The following is a 13549-nucleotide window of genomic DNA, read 5'->3' as shown; positions in this document are numbered from 1 at the left end:
GCATTGCTGGCAGCAAAGGTCGCGCGCGCGGCATCGCGAAAAAGCCGGCTTTCTGGCAGAATCGCAAGTGATTCGAAACAATATGAGACGGGTATGGCTTCCTCCTCGGCACCTCGGCAGGCAGCAGTGAAAGACCAGATGGACGACAATAACAACGATCTTTTCGGTGATCCCTCGACGAATGCCCAACCGGTGACGACCCAGCCGGCGACCGCAAAACCGGTCGCGGCTGCGCCGGCACCCGCCATTGCCGCCGAACCGTCCACGCCACGCCCAGCCCCGCTCAAGAGCGGCGGCGAAGACTACGGCGCCTCGTCGATCCGTGTTCTCGAAGGTCTCGAACCGGTGCGCATGCGTCCGGGCATGTATATCGGCGGCACCGACGAAAAGGCGCTGCACCACCTCTTCGCGGAAGTCATCGACAACTCGATGGACGAAGCGGTGGCCGGTCACGCCAATTTCATCGAAGTCCATCTCGATGCCGAAGGTTTCCTGACCGTTTCCGACAACGGCCGCGGCATTCCGGTAGAGAACCATCCGCAGGTTCCCGGTAAGTCGACGCTCGAAGTCATCATGACCAAGCTGCATGCCGGCGGCAAATTCGACGGCGATGCCTATGAAACTTCCGGCGGCCTTCACGGCGTCGGCGTCTCCGTCGTCAACGCGCTGTCTGATGTGCTCGAAGTAGAGGTCGCCCGCAATCGCAAGCTCTATCGCCAGACATTTTCCCGCGGCGTGCCGCAGGGTGGCCTGCAGGAACTCGGCGACGTGCATAACCGCCGCGGCACCCGCGTGCGTTTCCATCCCGACCCACAGATTTTTGGCGAGCGCGCCAAGTTTGAAGCCGGCCGCATTTTCCGTATGGCCCGTTCCAAGGCCTATCTTTTCGGTGGTGTCGAGATCCGCTGGAGCTGCGATCCGGGCGTCGTGCCGGAAGGCGGCGAGATCCCGGACAAGGCCGTCTTCCACTTCCCGGGTGGCCTGAAGGATTATCTGGCCGCAACGCTCGGCAAGGATTTCACCGTTACCCGCGAGATTTTTTCCGGCCGCACGGAAAAGACCGGCGGTCATGGCGCTATGGAATGGGCGATTACCTGGTACGGCGGCGATCCGCAGCTGCATTCCTACTGCAACACCATTCCGACCCAGGAAGGCGGCACGCACGAGGCGGGTCTGCGCATCGCGTTGACCAAGGGCCTGAAGAACTACGCCGAACTGACACAGAACAAGCGCGCCAAGGAGATCACCACCGACGACGTGATGATCTCGGCCGTCGGCATGCTCTCGGTCTTCATCCGCGAGCCTGAATTCGTCGGCCAGACCAAGGACAAGCTCGCCACCGTCGAGGCTCAGCGGCTTGTCGAAAACGTGCTGCGCGATCCGTTCGACCATTATCTCGCCGGCAATCCCAACGAAGCGGCAAAGCTGCTCGACTGGGTGATCGAACGCGCCGAAGAGCGCCTTCGCCGCCGCAAGGAAAAAGAAGTCAACCGCAAGACGGCGGTGCGCAAGTTGCGCCTGCCCGGCAAGCTTGCCGACTGCTCGCAGAATACGGCCGAGGGTGCCGAACTGTTCATTGTCGAGGGCGACTCGGCTGGTGGCTCTGCAAAGCAGGGCCGCAACCGAACCAATCAGGCCATTCTTCCGTTGCGCGGCAAAATCCTCAACGTCGGTTCGGCAAGCCGCGAAAAGCTCTCCGCCAACCAGCAGATTGCCGATCTCATTCAGGCGCTCGGCTGCGGCACGCGGTCGAAATACCGTGAGGAAGATCTTCGCTACGAGCGCGTCATCATCATGACCGATGCCGACGTCGATGGCGCTCACATCGCCTCACTGCTGATCACCTTCTTCTATCAGGAAATGCCCGAGCTGATCCGCGGCAACCATCTCTATCTGGCGGTGCCGCCGCTCTACGTCATCCGCCAGGGCGGCAAGACGGTCTATGCCCGCGACGACGCCCACCGCGCCGAGCTGATGGAGACGGTCTTCAAGGGCAAGAAGGTCGAGATCGGGCGCTTCAAAGGTCTGGGCGAAATGATGGCCGCGCAACTGAAGGAAACCACCATGGATCCGGCCAAGCGCACGCTGCTGCGGGTCGATATCGACGAGGTGGATTTCGAAGGCACCCGCGAGGCGGTCGACAACCTGATGGGCACCAAGGCCGATGCACGCTTCCGCTTCATCCAGGAACGCGCCGCATTTGCCGAAAATCTCGATATCTGACAGCTGGGCAGCAAGATAGGATTGCGTGACGGGGCGCGGCATGCTTCACCGGAAAGATCGTTTTTCGATCACCTGAACAAAGCACCCCGCCATGAAGCAGATCCTCTCCATCCAGTCCCATGTCGCCTATGGTTACGTGGGAAATCGCGCTGCCACGCTTCCCCTGCAGCGCCTCGGCCATGAAGTCACCGTCATCAACACGGTGCAGTTCTCCAACCATACCGGCTACCTGAAATGGACCGGTGAAGTGTTTTCCGCCGACCATATCGAGAGCATTCTCGACGGGCTGGAAAGCCTTGGCGCACTTGAGAAGATGGATGCGCTTCTGACCGGTTATCTCGGTGACCCGGCGATCGGCGAAATCATCCTCTCGGTTCTCGACCGACTGCCTGAAGGAACGCGCTGGCTCTGTGATCCCGTCATGGGCGATGTCGGCCGCGGCTTTTTCGTCCGCCCCGGCATTCCCGACTATTTTCGCCAGAAGGCGCTCGCCCGTGCCTCGATCATCACCCCGAACCAGTTTGAACTGGAATATCTCGCTGGCCGCCAGATCCTGACACTCGAAGATGCGCGCAAGGCCTGCCTGATGATCCACGAGATGGGGCCTGAAACGGTGCTCCTCACCTCGCTCATCCATGACGGCACGCGCGACGACGAAATCCAGATGCTGGCTTCGTCGAAATCGGGCAAACAATTCCTCGTCACCACGCCGCGCCTGCAATTCGACCCGGCACCCAACGGTGCGGGTGACTGCACCTCGGCGCTTTTCCTCGGCCACATCCTGTCCGGCGCACCGCTCGATCAGGCGCTGTCGAAAACAGCCTCCAGCATTTTCGCGCTGTTCGAAAAGACGCTTGCCGCCGGAAGGCGCGAACTCAACATGATTGCCGCACAGGATGATTTCGCCCGTCCTGCGCCTTTGGCTGTGATGACGCTTTAGAGCCTTTCCTGGTTAAATTGAGGCGTTCTGCCGGAGCAGGTTTTCGTCAGGGCAAAGGCGATTGGCGAAGGGCATACCCCAAGGTACGTCCGAGCCGATCGCCTTTGATCCTGGCGGAAAGATGCCCGGCCCTTCGGGTTGGCTGAAACGGGCCGTCTGATCGTCCGGCCGGCTTGGCCGTATGCTTTGGCTACGACGCGCGCCTGCCGGACCGACCATCCGACTCCGTTTGAGCCAACAGAACGTTTCAATTTAACCAGGAAAGGCTCTAACGCGTCTCAAGCAGCTTGGTGACGGCGGAGATCAAGGCCTCCGCCTCATACGGCTTGCGAACGATCGGCGCGGTCAGGTTGGCCGGAATGATCGAACGGTCGCTATATCCGGTGGCGAACACGAAGGGCACCCCTCGCCGCACCAGTTCCTCGGCGATCGGAAGCGATGTGCCCGATCCGAGATTGACGTCGAGGATCGCAACGTCGGGAGTAAAGCCTCTCAACCTGCGCAGCGCTTCCGATACGGATGGCGCCGTCGTCACCTTGTTGATCCCGTGCTCGGCCAGCATGGATTCGACATCAGCCGCAATCAACATCTGGTCCTCGACCAGCAGGAATTCCTTCTCCGCCAGATGAGGCGTCTCGAGCCTTTCCGTTTCAGCTGCCTCCACATCGCCGATGCGAACGGTCGTTACGTCATCGTCACCATGCAGATGCTTCGACGGCACAACGAAGCGTGCCTCGATGCCGGCCTCGGGATAGTTGACCTCCGCCTCGCCATCGAGTTCGTAAGGGATGCTGCGGCCGATGAGGACGCTGCCGAAGCCGCTTCGGCTTGGTGGCTTTACCGCAGGTCCGCCGCTTTCGATCCAGCTCATCTCACAAGCACCCATTTCGAGCCTCTTCCACCGAACATCGAGCCTGCCGCCCGGCACCGAAAGCGATCCGTATTTGGCGGCATTGGTCGACATTTCATGCAGGACCAGAGCCATGACCGAAAAGGCCCGGCTGTCCAGCCAGACGCGCGGTCCCTCCAGCGCCACGGACCGGGTGCCCTCCATATAGGGGCGCAGTTCCGCCTCCAGGAGATCCAGCAACGAACCGCCGTCGCCGCCGCGCACCACCTGGTCATGCGCGAAAGCCAGCGCCTGGATGCGCCCCTTCAGCGAACCGACATAATCGGTCAAGCTGCGGCCGCTTTCCACCGGATGCCCCACCAGAGCCTTGATGATCGACAGGATGTTCTTGACCCGGTGATTGAGCTCCTCGTTGAGCATCCGCTGGCGCACGTCCGCCTTGCCGCGCTCCTCGGCCAGCATTTCGTTGTGATGCAACACGATCTCGACGAGAACCGCGCGAATAGCTTCGCCAATCTCCCGGTCGCTGTCGGTCCAGGGCTGTGCCTGTAACCTGACGGTTTCCTTCCAGATGGCGAAGCTCTTGCGCGGTGTCAGCCGATCTCCCATCGGGCCGGTCATATAGGACTTGTCAGGATTGCCCGCCCAGTCCAACGTCTGCACCACTTCCTTGCGGAAGAAGAAGAGATAGTCCTTCGGTCGCTGCGAAAGCGGTATGGCGAGCACGCCACAGGCATCGTCCGGTGAAATGCCGGATTGTGGAATGGCTTGCGAAAGCTGAAAGGTCGACCAGACCTTGCCGCCAGTCAGCCCGCCGATCTCGTCCGCCAATTCTCCGATCATCTCGAGTGGCGGTGTGTTCCCCTGGCTTGACCAGACGCCATCCAGCCACAGGCCGACCCCGTCGCAAGGCAGCATGGTCGAGAAAGCCTCCAGCGACCCTCGCAGCAGCAGGCTGATGTCGCGATGATGCGAAGCTTCCTGCAGGAACCGGTCGAGCGACCGACGTGCAACGCTTGCGGTCTCGTGCAGCTCCTTCTGCTTGAGCGCAGAAAGATGCAGCGAGAAGAACTCGCCGAACGTTTCCGCTGCCACCCGCTGCGGCATGGACAGGATTTTCGGCGAATAGTGATGGCATGCGATCAGCCCCCAGAGTTCGCCATCGACGACGATCGAGATTGACATCGAAGCGCCGACGCCCATGTTGCGCAGATATTCGCAATGAATCGGCGAAACGCTGCGCAAATGCGCGAAGGACAGATCGAGAGGCTGGTTGTCCTCATCCAGTTCAGGCACGATCGGCACACGCTGATAATTGGCGTCACAGATCACCCTGATCGTGTTCTTGATATAGAGCGCCCGCGCCTGGACCGGGATATCGCCGGCCGGAAAATACTGGCCGCGAAAACTCTCCAGATCGCGTCTCTTGTATTCGCTGATGACCTTCCCGGAGCCATCCTGCTCGAAACGGTAGACCATGACCCGATCATAACCGAGCATCGCATACATCAGCCTTGTAGCGCTCTGCACCAGCCGGTCGAGGCTGGAGACGTTGCGGATCCGGCTGATCAGCATGCGGGCAACTTCGAGTGGCTGGTCGGTATCGTTGGATGCCGGCTCGAATTCGAGGATCACTTTTTCGCCATTGCGGTGAAGCGCAATATCCATGACAGGACCCGAAGCAAGGCGCAAAGCATGCCGCAGGGCGGGCCGGGCAGGATCATCGGATGTCGCCAGCGCGTTGCGCAGCGTATGGGCAACATCGCCCCCCAAGACGGTTTCTAGCCTTTCGCCGATCACGGAAGATGTGAGTCCCAACATCTCTGCCAGATTCGCGGAATGCTGCAGGATGACGGAACCGACGCCGTCACAGACCATCAGGCAACCATGCGGCTGAATGGAGCCGGGGATATGAATTGGTTCACGGTCGCAATTGGTGAGGTTGACCGCTTCAGTCTGACGCATCAATTTTCCCTTGAAGCTCCCGTCCTGCCAATGGCACACATGGCTCCTGTTTTCCGGCGCGCCCATCAAAGACCCGCAAGCTGTTTAAAACATACCCGTGTTAAATGGAGCGGTATCGCCAATAGGCAATTTCATATTTCTATCGCATCTAAGCGTTACCGCAAGTAAGGAAGTAGCGTTTTAATGAATCGGTGCGAAGCTTGTTTTCACGACCTTCTCTGGCCATATAGGAGCCAGATTTAGACAGGAATTGATGGTGAACCGCAGCAGCAATCGAAAAGGCAGCGCCGAGCCGCGTTGGCTTGGCCCCGTTAGCCCCAACAGGGTTGCCCTGATCTCACCGATTTCGGCTGCGCGCTGGCTGTTGATCATTGTAGCTGCCGCCGCCATTTATTTCTTTCACGGCTTCATGGTTCCAGTACTTGCTGCCTTGGTGATCGGCTTTGCCAGCTGGCCACTCTACCGGCGCCTGCTGACCCATGTCGGTGGCAACACCACAATCGGCGCAACGCTGGCGATTATCTTCATCGTTCTCTTCATCGTCATCCCGATCAGCATCGGCGCATCCTATGCCGCCGGGGAAATCGCTGATTGGTTCCGCTGGGCCGTCGAGGTCAACCGCAACGGCGCGCCTCCACCAGCCTGGATTATCGGTCTGCCTTTTGCCGGAGAATGGCTCGGCACTCAGTGGACCCGCCATATCGGCGCGCCTGGTGCTGTAGGGGAACTTGCGCAGCTAATCAGCGGCGCCAATATCGGCGCAATCTATCATGGCGTGCTTGTGGCCGGAAACAGTGCCTTCCACATCATGCTGACATTGCTGTTCATGCTGATCGCGCTGTTTTTCGTTTATCGCGACGGCGCTTCGTTCAGCGGCCAGATCGACCTTCTGGGCGAGCGGATTTTTCCGACACGCTGGGAACGGATCTCTCGCGTCGTACCTGCCACGATAAGCTCCACCGTCACCGGCATGACGCTGATCGCCATCGGTGAAGGCATCGTGCTCGGCATCGCCTACTGGATCGCCGGCGTTCCCTCACCCGTCACATTCGGCGTGCTTACCGGCATCATGGCTCTCATTCCGGGTGGCGCCCCGCTCTCCTTCACGCTGGTATCGGCTTATCTCGTCGCCAATGGCTCCTATGTTGCAGGCGCCGGCCTGTTCATATGGGGTAGTGTCGAACTTTTCATCGTCGACAAGACATTGCGCCCCCGCCTTGTCGGAGGCCCGATCAAACTGCCCTTCCTGCCGACATTTTTCGGCCTTGTCGGCGGCGTCAAGACGATGGGTTTTCTCGGCCTGTTCATCGGACCGGTTCTCATGGCCCTCGTCGTATCGATCTGGCGGGAGTGGATTCGCGAGGTCAAGATCGCCGATGTAATAGAGGCGGAACAGCCCTCTGATCCCGAGGTCGTGCTTTCAGAGGAAGACTTGCCGCCGGTACGCAAGGTTTCCGGCCCTTAAGCCAATATCGGACAGCCCAGCCTTCATCGGGCCATGATCTTCATCATAAAGCTCGGTTGAACGTGTTGGAGATATGAATGAACGCTGCCCTTGTTGTCATGACCATTCTCGGCTGTAACGACAGCGGGACAGACTGCAAGTACATAGCGACAGCCCAGGAACGCTGGCCGTCTGTGGCGATGTGCGATTCCGTCTCGGAAGATCACCTTCCGACCTATGCGAACCAGCCCTATCCGGTCCTGATCGCCGTTTGCCAGGACCCGGAAATCGCCGGCATACCAAATGTCGGGCCTATCCCGGTAACGCGCCCTTCTGCCTCACAGGAAACACAACCGGCCGAGACGAACACGTCTGACACGTCGGTGGACACAAATGCGCAGAAGGTCGAAGTCGCCGAAGTAACGCCGGAAGAAGCGGAAACACTGGCCGGACGGGCCATACAGCGTGTGAAGACCGTACTACCGACAACAGAAGGCGTCAAAACGCTGATGACGAAGCCGGTGCGTCTTGTGGAAGGCGGCTATTCCTGGGTCGCACGCAAGTTCGATCACTGACGCCATAATCTGCGACCTTACAGTCGATCACGCGACGAGTGAAACATCTGCAGCGTAAGAGCGTGCGCTGCGACGCAGCTCGCCGCGTTGGAGCAGGTCTACCATATCCAGCAATTGTCCGACCGCACCACCATCTCCACGTAAGCCCTCGAACCGCTCGAGCAGCGCGAGATAACAGGTATCAAGACCTCCGCCAGCGGCTGCGCGACGCCACAAGAATACCGCCTCGACAAAGACGGTGACGATATCACGCCCTATCCCAGCCGCTTCGAACAAGGCTCGCACCGCATGAACCCTGCCGGTCGCGAGGATCGCACGGACGCGGCGCTCTTCCAGATGAACGAGCGAGACGATGGCCGATGCAAAGAAATCCACCTTGCCGCTGCAAAGTGCGTGAATGAGAAGTGCCGGGGTGAGCCGCCCGCTCGTCTTCAGATGCTCGACCAGCAAGGGGATTTCATCCTGCAAGATCGATCCGGCAATCGCGACGATCGCCTCGTCACCGGCTTCGCGTGTCATGACGTCGATGCGCTTGGCACCGATCGTTCTGGTGACCAGGTCCGAACCGGCAAGCGCGGCCGCCACATGGGCGACCAGCATGTGTCGCACATCGGCAGGAAGGTTGCCGCGCTCGAGCAGCAGATGCCGCACATCGGCCAGATGACCGAAGCGCTGCGCCATGCGGCGCAGGGTAATGCGACTGACAGAGGCGGTATCGTTTTCCAAAAGGAGGACGATCTCGGCGCCGTCACCCACCTCGGCAACCGCGGCAGCAGCACTGCAGCCGAGCCCAGGCCGTGTTGCGACCAGAGACCGCGTGAACGAATCGCCACGTCCGGCCAGTTCGACGAGATCGGCGTCGCTTAGGACGGGAGAGCAGGCAATCACCGTGCAGGCAATCTCCGGCTGGTCTTCGGCAAGCGACATGATGATCGCGCGGGGTGCTGCGTCCGAAGAAGCGAGAGCCTCGGCCAGCGCCAGACGCACTTTCGGCGAAGGATCGTCCAGAAGATAGGTCATTGCCATTATCGCGGCGCGATGCTCGTCCGGGCCTAGCGACGACTTGATGAACGCATCGGCAAGCGCGCTTGCAGCCCTTGCCCGATCGCCGGTCCTCGCCGTTTCAGCCCAACGTAGAAATGCCTGTACGATCACAATGCGCCTCGGAAATCTGGCCGCGGCTTCAACGGCCCGACTTGCCGAACGCTAGTTTGAAAAGGTTAATATTGGTTCACCACGTTTATTAACCTCGACATCCAGGCAAGCCTTATCAGGCAGTTATCGGGTCGGTCGGGCGATCTGGAACACATCCGTACCGCCATCCGCATAATCCATATATCCCATGCGCGCGATCGGCCGGGCGAGATCCATGGCGATTCGCCCGTCGCGAATGATTTCCTCGCTGATATGGATGCCGACGACCTGACCGAAGACCATGAAGGATTGCGAAGTCTCGCCGTTGAGCCCCTTCGGCTGGATGATCTCGGTCAGCCGGCATTCCAGCACCGTGTAGGCCTCGGCCACATAAGGCGCATCGACAACCTGCCCCATCGCCGCAGTAAGCCCCGCCAGCTCGAACTCGTCGACACCGTAATCGACGGGTGCCGAGGATGCGTTGACGTGATCCGCAAGATGCCGGCTCGCCAGGCTCGCGGTAAACACGCCGGTCTCCTCCGCATTCTTGAGGCTGTGCTTGCGCCCCGATGACGAGAACATCACCAGTTTCGGTGCATCGGAGACGATGTTGAAGAAGGAGTAGGGCGAGAGGTTGAACGACCCGTCCCTGCCCTTGGTGCCGATCCAGCCGATCGGTCGCGGCGCCACGATCGCCTTGAAGGGATCGTGCGCCATGCCGTGATCATTCGTGTCCGTACGGTAAAACATGTTGGTCTCGCCTCAGGCGTAGGTGACGACATCTGCAAGCTGCGGCCGCGGACGATCCGGCATCGGGAAATCGCTGGAACCGACATGGATGAAACCGGCAACCTTTTCGCCTTCCTTCACGCCAAGCGCGGTCAGGGCTTTTGCATCATAAGCAACCCATTCGGTGCGCCAGTTGGCGACATAACCGCGTGCCTCGCAAGCCATCAACATGTTGAGGCACACGGCACCGGCAGACAGGACCTGCTCCCATTCGGGGATCTTCGCATGCGGCGCCGCCGTGCTGATCACGCCGACGACCAGCGGCGCGCGGGTGAAGCGCACCCGCTCGGCTTCCTTCGCCGCATCGGTCATCTCGCCGTTCTGCGCGCAAGCGATTTCAAGGAAAGTTTCGCCGAGCGAGACGCAGACATCGCCGCGATAGACGACAATCCGCCAGGGAGCGATCTTTCCATGGTCAGGCACGCGCACGGCTGACGTGAGAATCTCATCCAGTTCCGCCGCATCCGGAGCCGGCCCCTTGATCTGCGCAACCGGTGTCGAGTGGCGTTCACGCAGATAGTCGATCAGCTTTACGTCATTGGTCATGTCCGAAACTTCCATTTGGTGGGGTGTGCCCGAGGTGCGGTAGTCCATTTGGTGGGATGTGGTAGAATGAGGCCTTGAATTTGCCTTTCCCATGGTCTTCAAGTGGCCAGTCAGAAAACAAGAGTCAACCGGTCATCGAATGTCAGGCATCTCCATTGTTCGCCATATCTTCCTTGCAGAAGCATTGCTGCTTCTCCTCGTGACAGGCGTTCAAGCGCAGGAAGGTGACGCATTCAAGAGCTTCAAGCAGCTCGACAGCTCAGCCAAGATGCCGAAGCTGAACGCGTTTTCCCCATCATCCATCCTGCCTCAAAGCGCCGTTGCCAAGGATGTGCGCTTCAACGCCAAACTGACCAGTAACGGCGACGTGATGAAGGATGGTCTCGCCTGGCGGGTGTTCAGCCCGATTGCCGGCGAAGACGGCAAGCTGCCGCTGGTGGCAAGCTCGAATGGCGGCTCCGCCGATTTTCAGCTGGCGCCCGGCGATTACTTCGTCAACTGCGCCTTCGGGCGCGCCGGTATCACCAAAAAGCTGACGGTTCCGGCGGAGGGCAATGTCGCCGAACAAACGCTCGTGCTGGATGCAGGCGGCTTTGTGCTGAATGCCGTTGCAGGAACCGACCAGCGCATCCCCCCAGGCCAGCTCAGCTTTTCCATCTATTCTTCCGAGGTTCGCGAAAACGGCGACCGCGCTCTGGTCATGTCTGATGTCAAACCGAATACCATCGTTCGGTTGAATGCCGGGACCTACCATGTCGTCTCCGAATATGGCGACATCAACGCGGTCGTGCGCGCCGATATTCAGGTCGAGGCAGGCAAGCTCACCCAGGCGGTGCTGCAGCACAAGGCTGCCCAGATAACCCTCAAACTGGTTTCCCAGCCCGGTGGCGAGGCTATTGCCGATACCGCATGGTCTGTGCTGACCGCCGCCGGTGACGTCGTCAACGAAAGCGTCAGCGCGTTTTCAACCATGGTCTTGTCGGAAGGCGATTATCTGGCCGTCGCCCGCAACAAGGACAAGACCTATCAGCGCGAGTTCAGCGTCAAGGCCGGCCGCAACACGGATGTCGAGGTCCTGATGCGCAATCCGCGCAACAGCGGCGAAACGGCAGCGGTCGAACCGCAGGATTGAGTTTAGGCGACTGATCGTCGCCTCCCTCTGACCGGTCCAATCTTGAACATTTACACTACAGCGCAATGCATCGCCGCTGATCGATTTTATTCTTGAAGACTCTCTCTGGAGCCTAGTTTTTCCCAGTGGCTTAAAACCTCCGTGATGTAGGAGACGGCGACATGTTCGATCAACCTGACGGCTGGAGAGCAACAAAACCGAACGAACGCGCACTTTTGATGCATCTGCTGCGGGGCGATTTTCAAGGAAAGGCAGAAATTCTCCAGCAGATGGCGTCGCTGCAAGTGATGTCCATCGACCAGAAAGGAAGCCTGAAGCTTAGCACTGACGGGCCTCTGGCTGACGTGAAGGACAATGATGCCCCGTCGCCGCGCGCAAACGACTTCATACCCGTTGAAGGCTTCTATGATGATGGCACTTCAGATGGTTGGAGCCCCATTCGCATGGCAAGATTAGTCAGACTGGCACTGCATGTGACGAATGGTAGAATATCCGAACTCGAAATCTACAAAGAGGACGGGAGCCCGTTCATAATGGATCCATACGAAGTCGACCTTAAGAAGGTACATTTCTACTGACGCGCTTGTCACGTTTGACGACACCTAGTTCATGCACCTAGTCTGACGCCAGGGAGAGACGTGATGATCCGCAGAGACTTCGATCCTGACACCGTCATGCCCGATGGCAGACCGCCCGCCAAAGGCATGGTTTTCGATCCCAAGGCAGAGGGCGCGTGGCGCGGTTCGTTGCACGGCGAAGTGATCAACGGTCCGGTTACCGTTCTCGCCTATGGCAATGATACGCCCGGACAGGGGCCGAAGCTGCATGTCCACCCCTATGACGAAACCTTCATCGTCATCGCCGGGAGAGCGAGGTTCTTTGTCGGTGACGACGTGATCGAGGCTGGCGCGGGAGAAGCAGTTCTCGGCCCGGCGGGCATTCCGCACAGGTTCGAAAATCTCGGCCCCGGACGCCTGCAGACGATCGACATTCATCATTCGCCCAGATGGATCCAGACGGACCTGGATTGAGAAATCAGGCCGCTTCCTTGCGAATCGCTTCTTGCGCAGCCTGCCTTTTCTCCTGAAACCTAGCCAGACGCGAGCGCTTGACCGGACGCATCGAAAACACCGCGTCATGGAGCACCGTCAGCAGGTCCTTGCGTTCCTTGATGCTGGAAAGTTCTTCCCAGGTCATCATCGCCCCGACACGCGCCCGGATCGAGCTGCCGGAAAGCCGCTTGAACTCGCGGATCAGCAATGACAGCCTGAGCGTCAGCGACAGCTTGCTCGCAATGTGGAAGAGCGGGCCGTTCTGGCCTTCGAAATAGATCGGCACGACATTGGCCTTGGCGGTCTGCACCAGCTTTGCCGCAAAAATCTTCCAGGGAAGATCCTGCGCCATGCCGAAACCCTTCTTCGCGGTGGCGACGCCGCCGGCTGGAAAGATGATGATCGTCACGCCTTCCTTCAGAAGCTTCAGCGCTTCGTGGCGGGTCTGCATGTTGATCGCCAGCGCTTCCTTCGTTTCCTCGAAGGAGACAGGCAGCGAATAGGGCGCCATTTCCGGCACCTTCAGCAGTTCGTCATTGATCAGGACACGGAACGGTCGGCCAAGCTGTTCGGCCATGGCCAGAACAGCAATTCCGTCGCCGATGCCGAACGGATGGTTGGCGACGATGACGAGCGGACGCCCGTGCTCGACAACAGGCAGCCACTCCCCCTGCACGTCGAGTTCGACATCGATGAGATCGAGCATCTTGCCGAACACGCGATCGGTCTTGCCGACGATGTCCTTGCGCCAGATGTCATAGAGGCGGGCATAACGGTCGCGGCCGGATAGTCCCTCGATGGAGCGGATAAACCAACGCTTGAGGCGCGGATCGCGCTCGTTGGCGTAAGAGAGTTCCTTGAAGCGCATTCTGTCTCCGCGGAAGCTCCGCCCATTCATC

General features: G+C 59.6%; 12 protein-coding genes. 7 read left to right on the top strand and 5 right to left on the bottom strand.

Translation table 11 applies throughout. The features are described from left to right. Positions 1 to 138: 138 nt before the first annotated feature. Both parE and pdxY read left to right on the top strand, forming a co-directional pair. Positions 139 to 2223: a DNA topoisomerase IV subunit B gene (parE, locus tag GGE33_RS06160; protein WP_183822412.1), complete on the top strand. Its 2085-nt coding sequence runs from the start codon at positions 139 to 141 to the stop codon at positions 2221 to 2223. Between the two features lie 91 nt (positions 2224 to 2314). Then, positions 2315 to 3163: a pyridoxal kinase PdxY gene (gene pdxY, locus GGE33_RS06155; protein WP_148144805.1), complete on the top strand. Its 849-nt coding sequence runs from the start codon at positions 2315 to 2317 to the stop codon at positions 3161 to 3163. A 268-nt stretch (positions 3164 to 3431) separates the two neighbouring features. On the opposite strand, the gene GGE33_RS06150 is transcribed toward pdxY, so the two are convergent. Continuing rightward, positions 3432 to 5978, bottom strand: coding sequence for an HWE histidine kinase domain-containing protein (locus tag GGE33_RS06150; RefSeq protein WP_183821598.1), 2547 nt, complete (start codon positions 5976 to 5978; stop codon positions 3432 to 3434). A gap of 253 nt (positions 5979 to 6231) precedes the next feature. On the opposite strand from GGE33_RS06150, the gene GGE33_RS06145 reads away from it, so the two are divergent. Together GGE33_RS06145 and GGE33_RS06140 are read left to right on the top strand one after the other, a co-directional pair. Beyond that, the gene (locus GGE33_RS06145) at positions 6232 to 7443 is read left to right on the top strand and encodes an AI-2E family transporter (RefSeq protein WP_210297922.1); all 1212 of its coding nucleotides are present in this window, start codon (positions 6232 to 6234) and stop codon (positions 7441 to 7443) included. 77 nt (positions 7444 to 7520) lie between these two features. Beyond that, a complete protein-coding gene (locus tag GGE33_RS06140; RefSeq protein ID WP_148144808.1) occupies positions 7521 to 7997 on the top strand; it encodes a hypothetical protein in 477 nt (158 codons plus the stop codon). A 27-nt stretch (positions 7998 to 8024) separates the two neighbouring features. On the opposite strand, the gene GGE33_RS06135 is transcribed toward GGE33_RS06140, so the two are convergent. The 3 genes from GGE33_RS06135 to GGE33_RS06125 form a co-directional block, all read right to left on the bottom strand. Continuing rightward, a complete protein-coding gene (locus tag GGE33_RS06135; protein ID WP_183821597.1) occupies positions 8025 to 9152 on the bottom strand; it encodes a DUF2336 domain-containing protein in 1128 nt (375 codons plus the stop codon). A gap of 123 nt (positions 9153 to 9275) precedes the next feature. Further along, complete coding sequence (locus GGE33_RS06130) at positions 9276 to 9881, bottom strand: flavin reductase family protein (RefSeq protein WP_183821596.1); 606 nt, start codon at positions 9879 to 9881, stop codon at positions 9276 to 9278. 12 nt (positions 9882 to 9893) lie between these two features. Continuing rightward, positions 9894 to 10466: a nitroreductase family protein gene (locus tag GGE33_RS06125; protein WP_183821595.1), complete on the bottom strand. Its 573-nt coding sequence runs from the start codon at positions 10464 to 10466 to the stop codon at positions 9894 to 9896. Between the two features lie 139 nt (positions 10467 to 10605). On the opposite strand from GGE33_RS06125, the gene GGE33_RS06120 reads away from it, so the two are divergent. The 3 genes from GGE33_RS06120 to GGE33_RS06110 all read left to right on the top strand — a co-directional run bounded on the left by GGE33_RS06120 (position 10606) and on the right by GGE33_RS06110 (position 12629). Continuing rightward, a complete protein-coding gene (locus GGE33_RS06120; RefSeq protein ID WP_183821594.1) occupies positions 10606 to 11598 on the top strand; it encodes a hypothetical protein in 993 nt (330 codons plus the stop codon). Between the two features lie 161 nt (positions 11599 to 11759). After that, entirely contained in the window at positions 11760 to 12176 is a 417-nt protein-coding gene (locus GGE33_RS06115) for a hypothetical protein (protein WP_183821593.1), read from the top strand. A 63-nt stretch (positions 12177 to 12239) separates the two neighbouring features. Then, the gene (locus tag GGE33_RS06110) at positions 12240 to 12629 is read left to right on the top strand and encodes a cupin domain-containing protein (protein WP_183821592.1); all 390 of its coding nucleotides are present in this window, start codon (positions 12240 to 12242) and stop codon (positions 12627 to 12629) included. A gap of 4 nt (positions 12630 to 12633) precedes the next feature. On the opposite strand, the gene GGE33_RS06105 is transcribed toward GGE33_RS06110, so the two are convergent. Next, positions 12634 to 13518, bottom strand: a complete 885-nt coding sequence (locus GGE33_RS06105) for a 1-acyl-sn-glycerol-3-phosphate acyltransferase (protein ID WP_183821591.1) — start codon at positions 13516 to 13518, stop codon at positions 12634 to 12636. Positions 13519 to 13549 lie beyond the last annotated feature (31 nt).

Origin of the sequence: Aliirhizobium cellulosilyticum, assembly GCF_014198105.1 — a bacterium.
GTDB classification, from domain to species: Bacteria; Pseudomonadota; Alphaproteobacteria; order Rhizobiales; family Rhizobiaceae; genus Neorhizobium; species Neorhizobium cellulosilyticum.
Note: the sequence above shows the minus strand (reverse complement) of the source record. Positions and strands in the feature narration are given on the sequence as shown.